At 69.0% G+C, this 18,375-nt stretch carries 19 protein-coding genes; 8 read left to right on the top strand and 11 right to left on the bottom strand.

All coding sequences use genetic code 11. The annotated features are described in order from the left end of the window. Position 1 precedes the first annotated feature (1 nt). The 4 genes from argF to BP68_RS06230 all read left to right on the top strand — a co-directional run bounded on the left by argF (position 2) and on the right by BP68_RS06230 (position 1,837). Positions 2 to 919: an ornithine carbamoyltransferase gene (gene argF / locus BP68_RS06245; protein ID WP_496369756.1), complete on the top strand. Its 918-nt coding sequence runs from the start codon at positions 2 to 4 to the stop codon at positions 917 to 919. Between the two features lie 32 nt (positions 920 to 951). Beyond that, a complete protein-coding gene (locus BP68_RS06240) occupies positions 952 to 1,086 on the top strand; it encodes a hypothetical protein (protein ID WP_496369755.1) in 135 nt (44 codons plus the stop codon). Positions 1,087 to 1,131: 45 nt separating this feature from the next. Continuing rightward, positions 1,132 to 1,329 carry a hypothetical protein gene (locus BP68_RS06235; protein WP_496369754.1) on the top strand — a complete coding sequence of 66 codons (198 nt, stop codon included), beginning with the start codon at positions 1,132 to 1,134 and terminating at the stop codon, positions 1,327 to 1,329. A gap of 148 nt (positions 1,330 to 1,477) precedes the next feature. Beyond that, positions 1,478 to 1,837, top strand: a complete 360-nt coding sequence (locus BP68_RS06230; protein WP_496369753.1) for a YkgJ family cysteine cluster protein — start codon at positions 1,478 to 1,480, stop codon at positions 1,835 to 1,837. Between the two features lie 153 nt (positions 1,838 to 1,990). On the opposite strand, the gene BP68_RS06225 is transcribed toward BP68_RS06230, so the two are convergent. The 3 genes from BP68_RS06225 to BP68_RS06215 are packed head-to-tail and all read right to left on the bottom strand — an operon-like array spanning position 1,991 to position 4,425. Then, complete coding sequence (locus tag BP68_RS06225; RefSeq protein ID WP_496369752.1) at positions 1,991 to 2,188, bottom strand: hypothetical protein; 198 nt, start codon at positions 2,186 to 2,188, stop codon at positions 1,991 to 1,993. A 30-nt stretch (positions 2,189 to 2,218) separates the two neighbouring features. After that, positions 2,219 to 4,135 (bottom strand): ferrous iron transporter B, encoded by a 1,917-nt coding sequence (feoB, locus tag BP68_RS06220; RefSeq protein WP_496369751.1) that lies wholly within the window; start codon positions 4,133 to 4,135, stop codon positions 2,219 to 2,221. After that, positions 4,132 to 4,425, bottom strand: a complete 294-nt coding sequence (locus BP68_RS06215) for a FeoA family protein (protein ID WP_496370381.1) — start codon at positions 4,423 to 4,425, stop codon at positions 4,132 to 4,134. Before BP68_RS06215 ends, feoB begins: the two co-directional genes overlap by 4 nt. 122 nt (positions 4,426 to 4,547) lie before the next feature. On the opposite strand from BP68_RS06215, the gene BP68_RS06210 reads away from it, so the two are divergent. After that, on the top strand, positions 4,548 to 4,868 hold the full coding sequence (locus BP68_RS06210) for a YkgJ family cysteine cluster protein (RefSeq protein WP_496369750.1): 321 nt from the start codon (positions 4,548 to 4,550) through the stop codon (positions 4,866 to 4,868). Positions 4,869 to 4,878: 10 nt separating this feature from the next. Here BP68_RS06210 and BP68_RS06205 read toward each other — a convergent pair whose 3' ends face one another. Continuing rightward, complete coding sequence (locus BP68_RS06205) at positions 4,879 to 5,346, bottom strand: Lrp/AsnC family transcriptional regulator (RefSeq protein WP_496369749.1); 468 nt, start codon at positions 5,344 to 5,346, stop codon at positions 4,879 to 4,881. 130 nt (positions 5,347 to 5,476) lie between these two features. Here BP68_RS06205 and kynB point away from each other — a divergent pair, with 130 nt between their 5' ends. The 3 genes from kynB (at position 5,477) to kynA (ending at position 8,426) form a co-directional block, all read left to right on the top strand. Next, positions 5,477 to 6,136, top strand: a complete 660-nt coding sequence (gene kynB, locus BP68_RS06200; RefSeq protein WP_496369748.1) for an arylformamidase — start codon at positions 5,477 to 5,479, stop codon at positions 6,134 to 6,136. Positions 6,137 to 6,222: 86 nt separating this feature from the next. After that, the gene (gene kynU, locus BP68_RS06195) at positions 6,223 to 7,530 is read left to right on the top strand and encodes a kynureninase (RefSeq protein WP_496369747.1); all 1,308 of its coding nucleotides are present in this window, start codon (positions 6,223 to 6,225) and stop codon (positions 7,528 to 7,530) included. A 2-nt stretch (positions 7,531 to 7,532) separates the two neighbouring features. After that, positions 7,533 to 8,426 (top strand): tryptophan 2,3-dioxygenase, encoded by an 894-nt coding sequence (kynA, locus tag BP68_RS06190; protein WP_496369746.1) that lies wholly within the window; start codon positions 7,533 to 7,535, stop codon positions 8,424 to 8,426. A gap of 100 nt (positions 8,427 to 8,526) precedes the next feature. On the opposite strand, the gene BP68_RS06185 is transcribed toward kynA, so the two are convergent. The 7 genes from BP68_RS06185 to BP68_RS06155 all read right to left on the bottom strand — a co-directional run bounded on the left by BP68_RS06185 (position 8,527) and on the right by BP68_RS06155 (position 18,349). Beyond that, positions 8,527 to 10,980, bottom strand: a complete 2,454-nt coding sequence (locus BP68_RS06185; RefSeq protein ID WP_496369745.1) for a penicillin acylase family protein — start codon at positions 10,978 to 10,980, stop codon at positions 8,527 to 8,529. A 116-nt stretch (positions 10,981 to 11,096) separates the two neighbouring features. Next, positions 11,097 to 12,149 (bottom strand): adenosine deaminase, encoded by a 1,053-nt coding sequence (locus tag BP68_RS06180; protein WP_496369744.1) that lies wholly within the window; start codon positions 12,147 to 12,149, stop codon positions 11,097 to 11,099. Positions 12,150 to 12,310: 161 nt separating this feature from the next. After that, positions 12,311 to 13,471: a BMP family ABC transporter substrate-binding protein gene (locus tag BP68_RS06175; protein ID WP_496369743.1), complete on the bottom strand. Its 1,161-nt coding sequence runs from the start codon at positions 13,469 to 13,471 to the stop codon at positions 12,311 to 12,313. 114 nt (positions 13,472 to 13,585) lie between these two features. Next, the gene (locus BP68_RS06170; protein WP_496369742.1) at positions 13,586 to 14,734 is read right to left on the bottom strand and encodes a BMP family ABC transporter substrate-binding protein; all 1,149 of its coding nucleotides are present in this window, start codon (positions 14,732 to 14,734) and stop codon (positions 13,586 to 13,588) included. Between the two features lie 33 nt (positions 14,735 to 14,767). Next, a complete protein-coding gene (locus BP68_RS06165) occupies positions 14,768 to 15,688 on the bottom strand; it encodes an ABC transporter permease (RefSeq protein ID WP_496369741.1) in 921 nt (306 codons plus the stop codon). After that, the gene (locus BP68_RS06160; protein WP_496369740.1) at positions 15,688 to 16,761 is read right to left on the bottom strand and encodes an ABC transporter permease; all 1,074 of its coding nucleotides are present in this window, start codon (positions 16,759 to 16,761) and stop codon (positions 15,688 to 15,690) included. The genes BP68_RS06165 and BP68_RS06160 overlap by 1 nt, the downstream gene beginning before the upstream one ends. After that, on the bottom strand, positions 16,748 to 18,349 hold the full coding sequence (locus BP68_RS06155) for an ABC transporter ATP-binding protein (RefSeq protein ID WP_496369739.1): 1,602 nt from the start codon (positions 18,347 to 18,349) through the stop codon (positions 16,748 to 16,750). The genes BP68_RS06160 and BP68_RS06155 overlap by 14 nt, the downstream gene beginning before the upstream one ends. Positions 18,350 to 18,375: the final 26 nt, after the last annotated feature.

Raw genomic sequence — 18,375 nt, 5'->3', positions numbered from 1 at the left:
TATGAAGCACTATCTGCAATTCACCGACTTCACCGCCGACGAATACAACTACCTGTTCTCGCGCGCCGCCATCATCAAGGGCAAGTTCAAGAGCTACGAGAAATACCACCCGCTCCTGGACCGCACCATGGCCATGATCTTCGAGAAGGCCAGCACGCGCACGCGCGTGAGCTTCGAGGCGGGCATGTACCAGTTGGGCGGCAGCGTGGTGCACCTGACCACGGGCGACAGCCAGTTGGGCCGCGCCGAGCCCATCGAGGACAGCGCCCGCGTGATCAGCCGCATGACCGACCTGGTCATGATCCGCACCTTCGGGCAGGAAAAGATCGAGCGCTTTGCCGAGTATTCGCGCGTGCCCGTCATCAACGGCCTGACCAACGAATTCCACCCCTGCCAGATCCTGGCCGACATCTTCACCTACATCGAGCACCGCGGCAGCATCACCGGCAAGACCGTGGCCTGGGTGGGTGACGGCAACAACATGGCCAACACCTGGCTGCAGGCGGCCGACCTGCTGGGCTTCACGGTGCACCTGAGCACGCCCGGCGGCTATGAAGTGGACGAGAAGCTCGCCTTCGGCGGCAAGCCCTACCGCGAGGGCTGCTTCAAGGTCTTCGCCGACCCCATGGAGGCCTGCCGCGGCGCCGACCTGGTGACCACCGACGTGTGGACCAGCATGGGCTACGAGGCCGAGAACGAGGCGCGCCGCAAGGCCTTTGCCGACTGGTGCGTGGACGCCGAGATGATGGCCGTGGCCAAGCCCGACGCCCTGTTCATGCACTGCCTGCCGGCCCACCGCGGCGAGGAGGTGATGGCCGACGTGATCGACGGCCCGCAGTCCGTCGTCTGGGACGAGGCGGAAAACCGCATGCATGTGCAGAAGGCCCTCATGGAGTACCTCCTGCTCGGCCGCGTGTAAGCGCACCGGCCACGCATCCACCCCCGCTTCCCATGGCAGCACACCGCACCCTGAACGGCCACCCGGCCCCGGCCTCGCGCCCGGGCCAGGCCGCGTGCTGCCGCCGCCGCGTGCCCGCCTGGCACGCGGCCCTGGACTACCTGCGGCTGGGCCAGTTGCCCGGCTGATCCACAAGGCACCCGTCCACCCCCGGCACCGGCCCCACCACACCCATGCGCCCGTGCCACACTCCTCCAGACCACCCCGCGCATGGGGCCCGGCACCACCGCACCCCACGCCGCGCGGACGATCCGCGCCGCCCGCAGGCGCCCGAGCTGCAAGGCGCGGCGCGGCGCATGGCGGCATGCATCCATGCGCTGCATGTGCGCATCCACACGTTCTATCTGAAGTTCCTGCAAGGCCATACCTAGTGGCCTGACGCATCGGCGCGCCCGCTGCCGCCGCCGAGGCCCGTCGCCTCGCCGGCGGCCCGCGTGTGCCTCTCCTTCATCCGCCTGCCGGCCGCCCCATGCATGGGCGCGGCCGGTCGTCGAAGCGACCGAATGCTGAGGAACTCCTATGTCCGACTCCCTGCACCCCTGCCTGCGTTGCGGCGTGTGCTGCCAGAACTACCGTGTGGAATTTTCCGTGTACGAACTGCAATCCATGGGCGGCAGCGTGCCCGACCACCTGGCCCATGAGGCGGGTGGCAACCGCTACCGCATGAATGGCACCGAGCGCCACCCCGTGCGCTGCGCCGCCCTGGGCGACCTGAGTGACCTGGGCGAAGGCTGCGTGGGCTGCACCATCTACGAACTGCGCTCCAGGCCCTGCCGCGACTTTCCGTTCGCCTCCTACGGCTGCCACGACACGCGGGGCAAGTTCGGCCTGCCGCCCCTGACCGACGAGGAAATGGGCCAGTGGCGCGAGGCCGCCTGAAACCGCCCGACGCCGACCATGCAAAAACAGGAGCTGCTTGCGCTTGCCAAAAGCCAATTTCAGACGGAAAACTATCTGAAACACCCTATCTATAAGCGCAAGCAGCTATTCATAAAGGAGCACAACGCGGGCGCTGCTCACGGCCGTGCGGCCTCATTGCGCATCGCGCCCGCCGCCGCAGCGCCCACCGCCGCAAGCCTTGCAGTCGCCGCAGCCACCGCCGTCCGTGGTGGCGGCCAGCGCCGGGTGCACGCGGGCGGCCCGCGCGCGCCAGCGGCGGGGCAGCCAGCGCCACAGCAGCGCAAGCGCCGCTGCCGCCACGATGAGACCCACGATGATGTCCTGCCACATGCTTGTGCTCCCCGGCCCCGGCCTGCGCCCTCAGCCCGCGCCCAGCGCCAGGGCCACGCGGTAGGTGATGAAGCTGGCCGCGTAGGCCAGCGCGAACAGATAGCCCGTCATGACCAGCGGCCAACGCCAGCCATTGGTCTCGCGCCGCACGGCGGCGATGGTGGACACGCACTGCGGCGCGAAGATGAACCACGCCAGCAGCGACAGCGCCGTGGCCAGCGACCACTGGCCGGCCAGCAGCGGCGCGAGCTGCGCGGCCGTGTCGTCCGCCGAGGCGGCAATGGCGTACACCGTGCCCAGCGCGCTCACCGCCACCTCGCGCGCGGCCATGCCGGGCACCAGTGCGATGCTGATCTGCCAGTTGAAGCCGATGGGCGCGAAGACCACCGCCAGCGCCGCGCCGATGCGCCCGGCAAAGCTGTACTCGATGGCCGCCCCCGTGGCCCCGTCAGGCGGCGCCGGGTAGGTCGACAGGAACCACAGCAGGATGGTGACCACCAAAATGATGCCGCCCACGCGCCGCAGGAAGATGCCCGCGCGCTCCCACAGGCCCAGGGCCAGGTTGCGCACGCTGGGCCAGCGGTAGGCCGGCAGCTCCATGAGCAGCGGCGCCACCGCGCCTGCGCCCCCGTCCCGGCGGCGCGCCAGCCGCGCCACGGCGGCCACGGCCATGGCGCCCACGATGCCGCCCAGGTACAGCGCGAACAGCACCAGCCCCTGCAGGTTGAACAGCCCGGCCACCTGCTGCTGCGGAATGAAGGCCGCGATCAGCAGCGCATACACGGGCAGGCGGGCCGAACAGGTCATGAGCGGCGCGATCAGGATGGTCACCAGCCGGTCGCGCCAGTCGGGAATGGAGCGCGTGGCCATGATGCCGGGCACGGCGCAGGCGAAGCTGGACAGCAGCGGGATGAACGAGCGCCCGGACAGCCCCACGGTGCCCATCGCCCGGTCCAGCAGGAAGGCCGCGCGCGGCAGGTAGCCCGATTCCTCCAGCGCGAGGATGAAGAAGAACAGGATCAGGATCTGCGGCAGGAACACCAGCACGCCGCCCACGCCGGCGATCACGCCGTCGGCCAGCAGGCTGCGCAGCGGCCCCGGCGCCATGTGGGCGTTGAGCCCCTCGGCCGCCCAGGCCGTGGCGCCCTCGATCCAGCCCATGGGCACCTCGGCCCAGCTGAACACCGCCTGGAACATCAGGAACAGCGTCGCCGCCAGCAGCAGCGTGCCCCACAGCGGGTGCAGCACCACCGCGTCGATGCGGTCATCGCGCTGCAGGCGCAGCGCGGGCTCGCGCACGGCCAGGCCCATGATGCGGCCCACCTCCTGGTGCAGCCGCTGCAGGCGCTGCAGGCGGTCGCCCTGCTGCGCATCGATGGCCGACGGGGTGGCACCCGCAGGGGCGGCGGCCGGCAGCGGCGCGGCCGCGTCCAGCCAGCGCAGCAGCTCCTGGGCACCGTCGGCGCGCACGCCCACGGTGGCGACCACCGGCAGGCCCAGCTCGCGCGCCAGCACCTCGCGGTCGATGGCGATGCCCTGGCGCTGCGCCATGTCGCTCATGTTCAGCACCAGCACCATGGGCAGGCCCAGGTCGCGCGCCTCCAGCACCAGGCGCATGTTCAGGCGCAGGTGGGTGGCGTCGGTCACGCAGACCAGCAGCTCGGGCACGGGTTCGCCCGGGCGGCGGCCGGTGACCACGTCGCGCGTGACGGCCTCGTCCAGGCTCTGGGCATGCAGGCTGTAGGCGCCGGGCAGGTCCAGCACGCGCACGCGGCGCCCGCCGGCGGTGGCGAACAGCCCCTCCTTGCGCTCCACGGTCACGCCGGCGTAGTTGGCCACCTTCTGGCGCGCGCCGGTCAGCACGTTGAACAGCGCCGTCTTGCCGCAGTTCGGGTTGCCCAGCAGGGCGATGTGCAGCAGCGGCGCCGCGGTCGCCTCGCCGCTCATGCCGCGCCCTCCGACACATGCACCTGGACCAGGGCCGCCTCGTGGCGGCGCAGGGCAAAGGTGGCCTGCCCCACGCGCACGGCCAGCGGGTCGGCGGCGGGAAAGCCCTTGGCGATCACGCGCACGGGCTCTCCGGGCAGAAAGCCGATCTCCATCAGGCGCTGGACCAGGGCGCGCGTGCGCGCGTCCTGCGCCGGCCCCAGCCCGGCCACGGTGGCCGCCACGCCGCGCGGCAAGCGGTCCAGCCCCCGGGGCGGATCGTCGGCAATCCCCTTGGCGGAGTGATGCATGTTCATGGAGATATTTGAATGAAAGTAATTCTCACTCTAACCCAGCATTGTGCTCCCGGCTTGATCCATCTCAGGATGCCGCGCCGCGTGGCACCATTTCCGGCCTCGGCCGCATTGCCCACATGACCCACCCCTGCCTGACCTGCGGCGCCTGCTGCGCCAGCTTCCGCGTCGATTTCTCGGTGCATGAGACCGAAGACTGGGGTGGCCGCGTGCCCCAGGGCCTGGTGGTGCCGGTGACGGAGCACACCGCCCGCATGCGCGGCACCGACCACGCGCAGCCGCGCTGCGCCGCGCTCACCGGGCAGGTGGGCACGCGCGCGGCCTGCGGCATCTATGAATGGCGGCCCTCGCCCTGCCACGAGTTCGAGGCCGGCAGCGACGCCTGCAACCGCGCGCGCCAGCGCCATCGGCTGGCGCCGCTGGACGGGCCGGTGCTGTAGGTCCGGCGCCTCACAGCGGCAGGCCGCCGATGCGGCCCTTGAATTCCTGCAGCGAGAAATAGGTCTGCACCTGGCGCACGCCCGGCAGGCGGTGCAGCCGGCGCTGCAGCAACTCGGAATACGCGTCGAGGTCCTGGGTCACCACCACCAGCAGGAAGTCGGCCGGCCCCGAGATGCCGTGGAACAGCACCACCTCGGGGATGGCGCACACGGCCTCCTCGAAGGCCACGGACAGCGCCTCGGTCTGGTGGTCTATGCCCACCATCACGAAGGCCATCACGCCCAGCCCCAGCGCTCGCCGGTCCAGCAGCGCGTGGTAGCCACGCACCACGCCCGTGTCTTCCAGCCGCTTCACGCGCCGCCAGCAGGGCGACTGCGACAGGTGCGCCATCTCGGCCAGCTCGCCCGAGGTGAGGCGGGCGTCGTCCTGCAGCGCGCGCAGCAGCTGGAGGTCGGTGCGGTCGATGTCGTTCTGCATGATTTAGTCACCTACGGGCGATAAAAGAATGGATTATCCAAATTTATCCATCAACACGAATAACTGATTTACCACCCACCACCTCTGCGCATAGCATTCGCGCATTGCAGCCGCCCCGCCCCTTCAGGCCATGACCCACGCCCCTTCGCCCCGCCCTGACCCGCGCACGCTCTGGGACATTTCCGCGCCCGTGCACGCGGCCAGCCCGGTGTTTCCGGGCGACACGCCCTACAGCCAGCAGTGGTGCGCCACGATCGGCCCTGGCTGCCCGGTGAACGTGAGCGCGGTCACGCTGTCGCCGCATGTGGGCACGCACGCGGACGCGCCGCTGCACTACGACACGGACGGCGCAGCCATCGGCGCGGTGCCGCTCGACGCCTTCATCGGCCCCTGCCGCGTGATCCACGCCATCGGCTGCGGCCCGCTGATCGAGTGGCGCCACATCGCCCACGCCGCGGCCAACCTGCCGCCGCGCGTGCTGGTGCGCACCTATGAGCACATGCCCGTGGACCGCTGGGACGGCGGCCTGACCGCCTATGCGCCCGAAACCATCGAGCGCCTGGCCGATGCCGGCGTGGTGCTGGTGGGCATCGACACGGCCAGCATCGACCCGGCCGACAGCAAACCGCTGCCCAGCCACCAGGTGATCCGCCGGCGCGGCCTGCGCGTGCTGGAAAACCTGGTGCTCGACGCCGTGCCCGAGGGCGACTACGAACTCATCGCCCTGCCGCTCAAACTCACCACGGCCGACGCATCGCCCGTGCGCGCCGTGCTGCGCGCCCTGGGGTGAGGCATGGCCAGCTTCAAGCCATTTTTTGGCCCCCCAGCGCTTATCCAGCAAGCGCAAACAGCTACCAAAACAATAGCAACCGCACCATGACCACTTTGCAAGACTGCCGCGCGCGCGATGCGTGCGACCCGCTGCGCGCCCTGCGCGGGCATTTCACGCTGCCCGAGGGTGTGATCTACCTGGACGGCAATTCACTCGGCGCCCTGCCCAGCGCCACGCCCGCGCGCGTGGCCCAGGTGGTGGAGCAGGAATGGGGGCAGGACCTCATCACCTCGTGGAACAAGGCCGGCTGGATCAGCCTGCCCCAGCGCCTGGGCGACCAGTTCGCCCCCTGGATCGGCGCCGGCCCGGACCAGGTGGTGTTCACCGACACCACCTCCATCAACCTGTACAAGGTGCTCACGGCCGCCGCCCGCGTGGCGCGCGAAGACCATCCGGGCCGCACCAAGCTCGTCAGCGAGCGCAGCAACTTCCCGACCGACCTGTACATCGCCCAGTCGGTGTGCCAGGAATACGGCCTGGAGCTGGTGCTGCTGGAGCCGCAGGAGATCGAGTCGCAGCTGCAGGACGACGTGGCCATCCTGATGCTCACCCACGTGAACTACCGCACGGGCGCCATGCACGACATGGCCGCCGTCACGGCGCGCGCCCATGCGCGGGGCATCCTCTGCGTCTGGGACCTGTGCCACAGCGCGGGCGCCGTGCCCGTGCACCTGCTGGACGCCGATGCCGACTACGCCGTCGGCTGCAGCTACAAGTACCTGAACGGCGGTCCCGGCGCGCCGGCCTTCGTGTGGGCCCACCCGCGCCTGGCGGACCGCTTCTGGCAACCGCTGTCGGGCTGGTTCGGCCATGCCGCGCCGTTCCAGTTCACCCCCGACTACCGGCCCGCGCCCGGCATCGCCCGCTACCTGTGCGGCACGCAGCCCATGGTCAGCCTGTCGGCCCTGCAATGCGGGCTGGATGTGTTCAGCGCCGTGGAGCCGCTGGGCGGCATGGCGGTGCTGCGCGCCAAGTCGCTGGCGCTGACCGATTTGTTCATCGAACTGGTCGAGGAACACTGCGCGGGCCACGGCCTGGGCCTGGCCACGCCGCGCGCGCACGCCGCGCGCGGCTCGCAGGTATGCCTGACACGCGACGAGGGCATGGGCGTGGGCGGTGTCGGCAGCGGCGCCTATGCCATCGTGCAGGCGCTGATCGCGCGCGGCGTGGTCGGCGACTTTCGCCAGGGCGACGGCGGCCTGGGGCGGCACAAGGACATCCTGCGCTTTGGCTTCACGCCGCTGTACATCGGCTTCGAGGACGTGTGGCACGCCGTGCAGCAGCTGCGCGAGGTGCTCGTATCGCAAGAGTGGCGCCAGCCCGTTTTCAACCAGACCCATGCCGTGACCTGACCATGACCTGCCCGCACCACACCACCCCCGCAACGACCGACCCTGCGGCCCGCCCCACCGAGGCCATCGTGCGCGAGGAAGGCGCGCAGCTGGACTTCAGCGCCAGCATGAGCTACGGCGACTACCTGCACCTGGACGCCATCCTCAACGCGCAGCACCCGCTGTCGCCCGCGCACGACGAGATGCTGTTCATCATCCAGCACCAGACCAGCGAGCTGTGGATGAAGCTCATGTTGCACGAGGTGCGTGCGGCCACCGCGGCCATCGCGCAGATCACGCCCGGCACGCGGGCCGATGCCTTCAAGATGCTGGCACGGGTCTCGCGCATCATGGAGCAGCTGGTGAGCGCGTGGACCGTGCTGTCCACCATGACGCCGCCCGAGTACTCGGCCATGCGTCCGTACCTCGCCAACTCCAGCGGCTTCCAGAGCCACCAGTACCGCTGCATCGAGTTTGCGCTGGGCAACAAGAACGCCGCCATGCTCCAGCCCCACGCGCACCGCCCCGAACTGCTGGCGCAGGTGCGCGCGGCCTATGAGGCGCCGTCGCTGTACGACGTGTCGCTGCAGCTGCTGGCGCGCGAGGGCCTGCCCGTGCCCGCCGACCGCCTGCAGCGCGACTGGACCCAGCCCTACCAGGCCAGCGCGGGCGTGGAGGCCGCCTGGCTCGCGGTCTACCGCGATCCGCACCAGCACTGGGACCTGTACCAGCTGGGCGAGAAGCTGGCCGACATCGAGGATGCGTTCCGCCTCTGGCGCTTTCGCCACCTGACCACGGTGGAGCGCGTGATCGGTTTCAAGCGCGGCACCGGCGGCACGGGCGGCGTGAGCTATCTCAAGAAGATGCTGGACGTGGTGCTGTTCCCGGAGATCTGGAGCGTGCGCACCGCGCTCTGAGTCCGCGCGCCGCCATGGCGTAAAAAAGGGCCCCGCACTGCGGGGCCCTTGTGTAGGGGTGTCGGCGTGATGGCACGCCGACGTGCGTCCTCTCGCGCCCTCAGGGAGCGGACATCAGGTAGGACGTCCTTGAGACCCTCAGCAACTGGTAGTCCGGATGGCCCGTGATCTCGGACTCCGAGAACGGTATGCGCACCCATTGCTTGGCGCTGTAGGCCTTGGTGTAGTCGCCGAAGTGGGGCGACGCGGGGTCGTCCGACAGCGAGAACGTCAGGAAGGTGTACGCCTGCACGCCGCCCGCCGGGAAGCTCACCACCTGCATGTACGAGTTGCCGTGGGGCTGGCCATCCATGCGGTAGCCGCCCGCGGTGATGTCGTTTTCCGAGCAGCTGATGGTGAAGTAGCCCACGCCGCCGCAGCCGCCATACAGCGGCAGCTTGGCGCCGCCCTTGGTGGCGAACAGCACCTCGCCGCGCGGTGCGTCCAGCGCAAAGCCGCTCTGCCCCACCCGGCTGATCGCCGTGGCCATGGCCTGGCGCAGGGCATTCAGCGCGCTGGCATTGATGCCGCGCGGGGTGTTCAGCGGGTCGCTCGCGCTGAAGGGCACGGAATACAGACCCGCCACCGGCACCCGGCTCCAGAACTCGTCCCACAGGTGGGAGCCCTTGGACTCCTTGTTGCCCCGGTTGTCCCAGGCACGAAGCGTGGCGCAGGCCTGGGTGGCATCCACCACGGCGCCGTTCACCGTCCACTGCGAGGGCGTGCAGATCAGGCCCAGGATCTCGTCCTTGAAGCGCTCGGCCGAGAACACACGGCTGTTCAGCACCATGTCGCGCACGATGGCGCTCGTGGCCTTGTTGCCAGCATAGCCATCGGTGCCTGCCAGACGCTCCAGCGCCATGGAGTGGCCCAGGCGCGTGCGCAGCGACAGCGCCGTGGTGCCCGCGGGTCCGAAGATGGCGGGATAGCCGGTGAGCGGCGCGTGGGCGTTGGACAGCCAGTAGCTGTCGTTCATGTTGCCCACGTAGTCATCGCGCTGCTGGCTGGGCATGCGCGACGGCCCGACGGCCCCCTTTTGCTTGGAGTCCGCATCGGTGAGCCAGTCGCAGGCGCTGCGCGAGCCGTCGAAGAACGGCACATTGGGCAGCGCCGCGCCGACGGCCGCGCCAAAGGGCGTCGTGCACGCGGCCGTCTGCTCGGGCGACACGTTGGGCACGGCGCCGATGTCGGCGTACCAGACCCTGGAGCTGCCGCGCCCCACGGCCACCGTGTTGACCCAGGGAATGGCGGACTCTTCCTTCTGGATGGCGATGAACTCATCGAGCGACTTGGCCTGGTTCCAGCGCATCCAGTTGCGGAAGGTGCGGTAGTTCTCGCCATTGATGTCGCGGATGGCGAAGGCCGTGGTCTGGTTCCAGGCCAGCGCCGGGTTCAGCCCCGCCAGGTTCACCAGCGGGCCGTATTCCGACTTGTAGAGCGTTCGCACCACGTTGCCCACGGAGCCGTCGGCATTGCGACTGGGCACCGTGATGGTGCTGGCCGCCATCTTCACGGCGCTGCCGTCACGCATGTAGCTCGTGGGATCGTTGGACGCAAGCTGCAGCTGGAAGAAGCCGAAACGCCGCGCGGCAGACACCGTGTGGCTCCAGGCCACGTTGTCGTTGAAGCCGATCAGCACCATGGGCACGCCCAGGAAGCCGACGCCGCTCACGTTGACCTGGTTGCCGATCGTCAGCTGCGCCTGGTAGAAGCGGTCCGGCCCCTTCCAGTACCAGTGCGGGTTGCCGAACATCACGCCGCTACCTTCCCCCGTGGCGGCCGGCGCGAAGCCGTACATGTTGCTGCCGATGCCGGCCTCTCCCCCCACCTGCAGGGCCGGGGGCGTGGTCAGCCGGGGATCGAGCGCCGGGGCGGCCTCGGCAGCGGCCTTGCCGGCCACGGGCGCCGTGGCGTTGGCGATGGCCGCCACGAAGTTGCTGTAGCCGCCAGCCAGGTTCGCGGCATACATGCGCCGCCACAGGTCGTTCACGGTGATGGGCTGCACCCATGCCTCGGTGCGGCAGGCCGCATGGGCCGAGCCACCCTCCTTCACGCGGGCCACGTAGCTGTTGTAGCCCACCACGAAGCCCTCGACCATCTGGCGCAGGTTCTCCGGCTGCGCGTCGGCCATCTTCTTGACCACATCGTCCGAGATCACGTGGCGGTGGAAGAAGTCGGAATCGATATTGCTCGGGCGCCCGATGGTGCTGTTGTAGACCAGTTGGGCGCTGCCGCCAAAGTGGCGCGAACGCTCGCCGCGGTAGGTCAGGAAGGAGTCGGCCATGGTGCACAGATTGTCCTGCGCCTGCGCGAAGCCCATGCCGAAGCCGCCATTGGTCCAGTTCGATGCCTTGATGTGCGGCACCCCCATGGCGGTGCGCCGGATCTCCGCAGTGTGCGTGGAGGGACTGCTGCCGCCCTCGTCATCATTGCCTCCACAAGCCGCCAGGGCCGCCACGGCCGCCAGGGTCAGCCAGGCGCGCGGCATGTTGCCGCGCAGCATTCTCTCTTGCATGCGTTGTCTCCTGTTGTTGGTGTGCCTGCACCGACTTGGTGCGGGCGCAGGCCGGCACAGGATAGACGCATTCGCGCGGCTTGCACAGGCTGGCTTGCCACGCCCGGGACGGCCGGTCAGTCGTTTTCGGCGTAGCGCTCGAAGCACTCCTTGAGCCGGTGCTGCCAGTCGCGCTTGTCGGCCTGCGGCGCGAAGCTGGCCTCGAAGCTGTTGAAGGCAAGCCGGTAGGCGTCGCGCGCCGTGAGCGCGGGCACGGCCGCAAACAGCCGGATGAAGTTGTCGTTGATGTAGCCGCCGAAGTAGGCCGGATCGTCGGAGTTCACCGTCACCGCGAGCCCGGCATCCAGCAGCTGCTTGAGGTTGTGCTGCGCCAGGTCGGGAAACACGCGCAGCTTCTGGTTGGACAGCGGGCAGACGGTGAGCGGCGTGCGCTCCTCGGCCAGGCGGCGCATCAGCGCCGCGTCGTGGATGGCCTGCACGCCGTGGTCTATGCGCTCGGCCTTGAGCACGTCCAGCGCGCTCCAGATGTAGGCCGGCGGCCCCTCCTCGCCCGCATGGGCCACCACATGCAGGCCCAGTTCGCGGCAGCGCGCGAACACGCGGGCGAACTTCTCGGGCGGGTGGCCGACTTCGCTGCTGTCCAGCCCCACGCCCACGACGCGGTCCAGCAGTGGCAGGGCCTGCTCCAGCGTGGCGAAGGCCTCCTCCTCGCTCAGGTGACGCAGAAAGCACAGGATGAGCGAAGCCGAGACGCCCCAGGTGGTGCGCGCATCGGCGCAGGCGCGGTGCAGGCCGTTGATCACGGCCTCGATATGCACGCCGCGTGCCGTGTGCGTCTGAGGATCGAAGAAGATTTCCGCATGAGCTACGTTATTGATAGCAGCCTGCGCAAGATAGGCGCGCGCCATATCGTAAAAATCCTGCTCATGCAGCAGCACGCTGGCGCCTGCGTAATAAATGTCCAGAAAACTCTGCAGGTCCTGGAAGTCATAGGCGCGGCGCAGCGCCTCCACGCTGGCGTAGGGCAGTGCAACGCCATTGCGCCCCGCCAGCGCGAAGATCATCTCGGGTTCGAGCGACCCTTCGATGTGGATGTGCAGCTCGGCCTTGGGCATGGCGGCCAGCAGACCCGGCAGCCGTTCGGCGGGGATGGGCGGGACCTTGAACATCGGTGACCTCCAAAGGTGATGCCGCGGGCCTGCAGGCGGCGGCGGTAGGCCGATGATGCCCTGTCGGCAGCCAGATGCAACTGCGCCCCCGCCACGGGACTGCTCCGGACAAAAAAGGGCTGCCTGGTCAGGCAGCCCTTGCTCCGGCGCAAAGAGGTGGATTACTTCTTGCCGCCCGGCACCTGGCCTTCCACGCCCTGGACGTAGAAGCCGATGCTGGTGAGGAACTTGTCGTCGGCCACGGCGTCCTTTTCCAGCACGGCCTTGCCAGCGTTGTCCATGATCGGGCCCTTCCAGATCACGAAGCTGCCGTCCTTCAGGCCATTGCGCACTTCGTCGACCTTGGCCTTGATCTCGGCAGGAACGTCCTCGGCGATGGAGACGAGATCGACCGCACCTTCCTTCACGCCCCACCAGCTCTGGCCCGTGGTCCAGGTGCCTTCCAGCACGTCCTTCGTGGACTTGATGTAGTACGGTGCCCAGTTGATGATGGCCGAGCCCAGGTGGGCCTTGGGTCCGTAGGCCGTCATGTCGCTGTCCCAGCCGAAGGCGCGCTTGCCCTTTTCCTGCGCAGTCTTGAGCACGGCGGGCGAGTCGGTGTTCTGGAACAGCACGTCGGCGCCGCCGTTGATCAGCGAGGTGGCGGCCTCGGTTTCCTTGGGCGGGCTGAACCACTCGTTGACCCAGACCACCTTGGTCTTGACCTTGGGGTTCACGCTCTGCGCACCCATGGTGAAGCTGTTGATGTTGCGGATCACCTCGGGAATCGGCACCGAACCCACGACCCCCAGGGTGTTGGACTGGGTCATGGCGCCGGCGATGATGCCGGCCAGGTAGGCGCCCTCGTAGGTGCGGCTGTCGTAGGTGCGCACGTTCTCGCTGGTCTTGTAGCCCGTGGCGTGCTCGAACTTGGCGTCCTTGAACTCGGCGCCCAGCTTCTGCATCACGTCCATGTAGCCGAAGGTGGTGCCAAAGACCAGCTTGTTGCCCTGCGTGAGCATGTCACGCAGCACGCGCTCGGCATCCGGGCCTTCGGGCACGCTTTCCACGTAGGTGGTCTGGATCTTGTCGCCGAACTCGGCCTCCAGCTTCTTGCGCGCCTGGTCATGAGCGTAGGACCAGCCGCCGTCGCCCACCGGGCCGACGTAGGCAAAGCTGATCTTCAGCGGCTCGGGCTTGGCTGCGGGCGCCGCGGCCGGCGCAGGCTCGGCGGGCGCTGCCGGCGCCGGCTCGTCCTTCTTGCCGCAACCCGCCAGGGCCGCAGCGGCAAGGGCCGACAGCGCGGCCATCTTGAACAGGGAGCGCTTGTGCAAATCAGTCATGGATTTCTTTCGGGAAAGTGGGGGAAGGGGGCTGGCGGGCTGGTTCCGGCCCGCCCGCCAAGAGCCAGTGCGCCCGCATCATGCCAAGGCATTCTGGCGGGCGCATCCGGTCTATCACTTGCCCTCGGTTCCGGGCACCTTGCCTTCGACGCCGGCCACGTAGAAATTGATGCCGCTGAGGAACGGCAGGTCGGCCACCTGGCCCGCGGTCAGCACTTCCTTGCCGGCGTTGTCCTTGACCGGGCCGGTCCAGACGGCAAAGCTGCCGTCTTGCAGGCCTGCCTTGGCCTTGGCGACGCGGTCCTTGATCTCCTGGGGCACATCGTCGGCGATCTTCACCAGATCCATCGCGCCCTCCTTCACGCCCCACCAGTGGGCGCCGCCTTGCCACTTGCCGGCCAGCGTATCCTCCACCACCTTGGTGTAGTAGGGCGTCCAGTCGATCACGGCGGAGCCCAGGTGGGCCTTGGGCGCGTAGGCGCTCATGTCGCCGTCCTTGCCGAAGGCGCGGACGCCGCGCTCCTCGGCCGTCTTGAGCACGGCCGGAGAGTTGGTGTTCTGGTACATCACGTCCACGCCGCCGTTGATCAGCGATGCGGCGGCCTCGGCCTCCTTGGGCGGGCTGAACCATTCATTGACCCAGACCACCTTGGCCTTGATCGTGGGGTCCACGCTCTGCGCGCCCAGCACGAAGCTGTTGATGTTGCGCACCACCTCGGGAATCGGCACGGAGGCCACCACGCCCACCGTCTTGGTCTTGCTCATGCCGCCGGCCACGATGCCCGCCAGGTAGGCGCCCTCGAAGGTCTTGGTGTCGTAGGTGGCCACGTTCTCGGCCTGCTTGTAGCCGGTGGCATGCTCGAACTTCACGTCCTTCAGGTCGGCCGCGACCTTCTGCACGAACTCCTGGTAGCCGAAGCTGGTGGCGAAGACCAGCTTGTTGCCCTGGGCGCCCATGTCGCGCATCACGCGCTCGGCGTCGGCGCTTTCGGGCACGCTCTCGACGAACGAGGTTTCGATCTTGTCGCCGAACTTCTCCTGGATGGCCTTGCGGCCCAGCTCATGCTGGTAGGTCCAGCCGCCATCGCCAATGGGGCTCACGTACATGAAGCCGATCTTCAGTTTGTCCGCCGCGGGAGCCGCTGCGGGGGCGGGCGCGGAGGCGGGAGCCTCCTCCTTCTTGCCGCAGGCGGCCAGCGTGGCCAGAGTCACGGCCGACAGGGCCACGGCCTTCAAAAGGGATCGTTTGTTCAATGCGTTCATGGCGAAGGATTTGAGGGGAAGAAAAGAGCGCACTCAGCTGCCGGGATAGAACGGCTTGCCGAGCGAGGCCGGCATGTTCGCACGAATCCAGGCCGGGTTGCGCGAGATCAGCACCAGCACCGCGATGGTGGCCAGGTACGGCAGCATGGACAGCAACTGGCTCGCCACCTGCACGCCCGTGGCCTGCAGATGGAACTGCAGCATGGTCACGCCGCCGAACAGGTAGGCACCCAGCAGCACGCGTGCGGGCCGCCAGGTGGCGAAGGTGGTCAGCGCCAGCGCGATCCAGCCGCGCCCTGCCACCATGCCCTCCACCCACAGCGGGGTATAGACGGTGGAGACATAGGCCCCGGCCAGCCCGCACAGCGCCCCGCCGGCCATCACCGCGGCCAGGCGGATGCGGCGCACGGGGTAGCCCAGCGCGTGCGCGGACTCGGGCGCCTCGCCCACCGAGCGCAGCACCAGGCCGGCGCGCGTGCGGTACAGGAACCACACCAGCACCACCACCAGCACCATGGTCAGGTAGACCAGCGGGTGCTGCCTGAACAGCGCCGGCCCCACCACGGGCAGATCGCCCAGCACGGGCCAGGAGAACTTGGGCGTGTCCGGCAGCTTGGCCTGCACGTAGCCGATGCCCACGAAGGCCGAGAAGCCCACGCCGAACAGGCTCAGCGCCAGCCCCGTGGCGTACTGGTTGGTGTTGAACCAGATCACCAGCACGCCGAACAGCGCCGCCAGCACCGCGCCCGCGGCCATGCCAGCCAGCAGGCCCAGCGTGAAGCTGCCCGTGTGCACCGCCGTGGCGAAGGCCGCGATGGCGGCGCAGAGCATCATGCCCTCGGCCCCCAGGTTGACGATGCCCGCCTTTTCGTTGATCAACAGGCCCAGCGCGGCAATGGCCAGCACGGTCCCGGCGCTCAGCGTGCTGCCCAGCAGCAATGCGTACGATTCCATCAGCGGCGCCCTCCCTTCAGCCCCACCCAGCGCACCCGGTACGCGATCAACGTGTCGCACGCCAGCAGCGTGAACAGCAACAGGCCCTGGAACACGCCCGTGAGCGACTTCGGCAGCCCCAGGCGCGACTGCGCCAATTCACCACCGATGTAGAACATGCTCATGAGCAGCGCCGAAAACACCATGCCCACCGGGTGCAGCCGCCCCACGAAGGCCACGATGATGGCCGCGAAGCCATAGCCCGCCGGCACATAGGGCGTGAGCTGGCCGATGGGCCCCGCCACCTCCAGCGCGCCGGCCAGGCCCGCCGCGCCGCCGGAGATCAGTAGCGCCGTCCACAGCGCGCGCCGCGACGAAAAGCCCGCATAGCGCGCCGCCGCCGGCGCCAGCCCGCCCACCTGCAGCGCAAAGCCTGCGCGCGTGCGAAACAGGAACACCCACAGAAGCAGCGCCCCGACCAGGGCCAGCGGCAGGCCGATGGTCACGCGCGAGCCCGCGAACAGCTTGGGCATCTGCGTGACGCGCTCGAACATCTTGGTCTGCGGGAAGTTGAAGCCCATGGGGTCCTTCCACGGCCCGTACACCAGATAGCCCAGCATCAGCGTGGCCACGTAGACCAGCATCAGGCTCACCAGGATTTCATTGGCGTTGAAACGGTCGCGCAAGAGCGCCGTGATGCCCGCCCAGGCCATGCCGCCCAGCACGCCCGCCACCAGGATGGCGGGCACGATCCACGGGCCCGTGGTCTTGTCGGCCAGCAGGGCCATGCCGCCGGCCGCCACGGCGCCGATCACGAACTGCCCCTCGGCCCCGATGTTCCAGACGTTGGAGCGAAAGCACACGGCCAGCCCCAGCGCGATCAGCAGCAGCGGCGTGGCCTTGACCATGAGCTCGCCCAGCGCGTACGGAGACTTGATGGGCTCCCAGAAGAACACCTGAAGGCCGCGCACCGGGTCCTTGCCCAGGGCCGCGAACAGCAGCATGCCGATCAGCACCGTGATCGCCAGCGCCAGCAGCGGCGAGCCAAAGATGAACAGGCGTGAGGCCTGGGGCCGCGCCTCAAGCTTGAGCATGGCCGTCCCCCTGCCCGCCGGCCGCGCGCAGGTGCGCCTGCACCTCGGCATGCCACAGGCCGCTCATCCATTCGCCGATGCGCTCCACCGTCGCCTCGGCGCGCGGCACCGACGGCGACAGCCGCCCCTTGGCCAGCACATGCAGCCGGTCACTGATTTCAAACAATTCGTCCAACTCCTCGCTGAGCACCAGCACCGCGCAGCCCTTGTCGCGCAGGGCCAGGATTTCGCCGCGGATCTGCGCCGCCGCCCCCACGTCCACGCCCCAGGTGGGTTGCGAGACGATGAGGAGCCTGGGGCCGGCGTCGATCTCGCGGCCCACGATGAACTTCTGCAGGTTGCCGCCCGACAGCGACCTGGCCGCCGCATGCGGCCCGCCCGCCTTGACCTGGAAGCGCGCGATGATGGCGCGCGCCTGCTCCTGCAGCTGCCCCATGCGCAGCCAGCCGCCCGGTCCCACGGCATCGCCGCGCGTGAGCAGCAGGTTGTGCGCCAGGCCCATGGTGGGCACGGCGCCGCGGCCCAGGCGCTCCTCGGGCACGAAATGCAGGCCCAGCGCACGGCGCTGGCGCGGGTTCAGCCGGCCGGCCTGCACCATGCCCTGCGGCCCCGCCACCTGCACCATGGCCGCCTCGGCGCGCTGGTCCTCGCCCGACAGGGCGTAAAGCAGCTCCTGCTGCCCGTTGCCCGAGATGCCGGCAATGCCCACCACCTCGCCGGCACGCACGTCCAGGTCGATGTCGATGAGCGGCACGCCGAACGACCCGGCCGCCGGCAGGGTCAGGGCGCGGGTGCGCAGCACCACGCCGCCCGTGGCCACCTCGCGGTGCGCCAGCCGCGGCGGCTCGGCGCCGATCATCAGGCGCGACAGCGAGGCGTTCGACTCCTGCGAGGGATCGCACACGCCCGTGACCACGCCGCCGCGCATCACCGTGCAAGCGTTGCACAGCGCGCGGATCTCGTGCAGCTTGTGGCTGATGTAGAGGATGCTGCAGCCTTCGCTGGCCAGCTTGCGCAGCACCACGAAGAGCTTTTCCACCGCCTGCGGCGTCAGCACCGAGGTGGGCTCGTCCAGAATCAGCAGCTTCGGGGACGTGAGCAGCGCGCGGATGATCTCCACGCGCTGCATCTCGCCCACGCTCAGGGTGTGCACGGGGCGCAGCGGGTCGATGTCCAGCCCGTATTCGGAGGCCGTGGCGCTGACGCGCCGCGTCACCTCGGCCAGCGGCACGCTCTTGTCCTGGCCCAGCCAGACGTTTTCGGCCACGGTCAGCGTGTCGAACAGGCTGAAGTGCTGGAACACCATGGCGATGCCCAGCGCCCGCGCCTCCTGCGGGTTGCGCACCTGCACCGGCCGGCCGTCGAACTGCATGCTGCCCTCGTCGGGCTTGACGGCGCCGTAGATGATCTTCATCAGCGTAGACTTGCCGGCGCCGTTCTCGCCCAGCACCGCGTGCACCTCGCCGGGCTGCACGGTCAGCGACACGCCGTTGTTGGCCACCACGGCCGGGTATCTCTTGGTGATGCCCGTCAGCTGCAGCCGCGGCGGCGCACCGGCGGCGGGGGCAGAAGGGGGTGAGGAATTCATCTGCGCGATTGTCTCCTAGTTTTGCC

The sequence above is a fragment of the Diaphorobacter oryzae DSM 22780 genome (assembly GCF_059568935.1).
Note: the sequence above shows the minus strand (reverse complement) of the source record. Positions and strands in the feature narration are given on the sequence as shown.

Bases quoted from the DNA above. Each gene is read 5' to 3' on its own strand.
- argF (WP_496369756.1), top strand. From the start codon at position 2: ATGAAGCACTATCTGCAATTCACCGACTTCACCGCCGACGAATACAAC.
- BP68_RS06240 (WP_496369755.1), top strand. From the start codon at position 952: ATGGCAGCACACCGCACCCTGAACGGCCACCCGGCCCCGGCCTCGCGC.
- BP68_RS06235 (WP_496369754.1), top strand. From the start codon at position 1,132: ATGCGCCCGTGCCACACTCCTCCAGACCACCCCGCGCATGGGGCCCGG.
- BP68_RS06230 (WP_496369753.1), top strand. From the start codon at position 1,478: ATGTCCGACTCCCTGCACCCCTGCCTGCGTTGCGGCGTGTGCTGCCAG.
- BP68_RS06225 (WP_496369752.1), bottom strand. From the start codon at position 2,188: ATGTGGCAGGACATCATCGTGGGTCTCATCGTGGCGGCAGCGGCGCTT.
- feoB (WP_496369751.1), bottom strand. From the start codon at position 4,135: ATGAGCGGCGAGGCGACCGCGGCGCCGCTGCTGCACATCGCCCTGCTG.
- BP68_RS06215 (WP_496370381.1), bottom strand. From the start codon at position 4,425: ATGCATCACTCCGCCAAGGGGATTGCCGACGATCCGCCCCGGGGGCTG.
- BP68_RS06210 (WP_496369750.1), top strand. From the start codon at position 4,548: ATGACCCACCCCTGCCTGACCTGCGGCGCCTGCTGCGCCAGCTTCCGC.
- BP68_RS06205 (WP_496369749.1), bottom strand. From the start codon at position 5,346: ATGCAGAACGACATCGACCGCACCGACCTCCAGCTGCTGCGCGCGCTG.
- kynB (WP_496369748.1), top strand. From the start codon at position 5,477: ATGACCCACGCCCCTTCGCCCCGCCCTGACCCGCGCACGCTCTGGGAC.
- kynU (WP_496369747.1), top strand. From the start codon at position 6,223: ATGACCACTTTGCAAGACTGCCGCGCGCGCGATGCGTGCGACCCGCTG.
- kynA (WP_496369746.1), top strand. From the start codon at position 7,533: ATGACCTGCCCGCACCACACCACCCCCGCAACGACCGACCCTGCGGCC.
- BP68_RS06185 (WP_496369745.1), bottom strand. From the start codon at position 10,980: ATGCAAGAGAGAATGCTGCGCGGCAACATGCCGCGCGCCTGGCTGACC.
- BP68_RS06180 (WP_496369744.1), bottom strand. From the start codon at position 12,149: ATGTTCAAGGTCCCGCCCATCCCCGCCGAACGGCTGCCGGGTCTGCTG.
- BP68_RS06175 (WP_496369743.1), bottom strand. From the start codon at position 13,471: ATGACTGATTTGCACAAGCGCTCCCTGTTCAAGATGGCCGCGCTGTCG.
- BP68_RS06170 (WP_496369742.1), bottom strand. From the start codon at position 14,734: ATGAACGCATTGAACAAACGATCCCTTTTGAAGGCCGTGGCCCTGTCG.
- BP68_RS06165 (WP_496369741.1), bottom strand. From the start codon at position 15,688: ATGGAATCGTACGCATTGCTGCTGGGCAGCACGCTGAGCGCCGGGACC.
- BP68_RS06160 (WP_496369740.1), bottom strand. From the start codon at position 16,761: ATGCTCAAGCTTGAGGCGCGGCCCCAGGCCTCACGCCTGTTCATCTTT.
- BP68_RS06155 (WP_496369739.1), bottom strand. From the start codon at position 18,349: ATGAATTCCTCACCCCCTTCTGCCCCCGCCGCCGGTGCGCCGCCGCGG.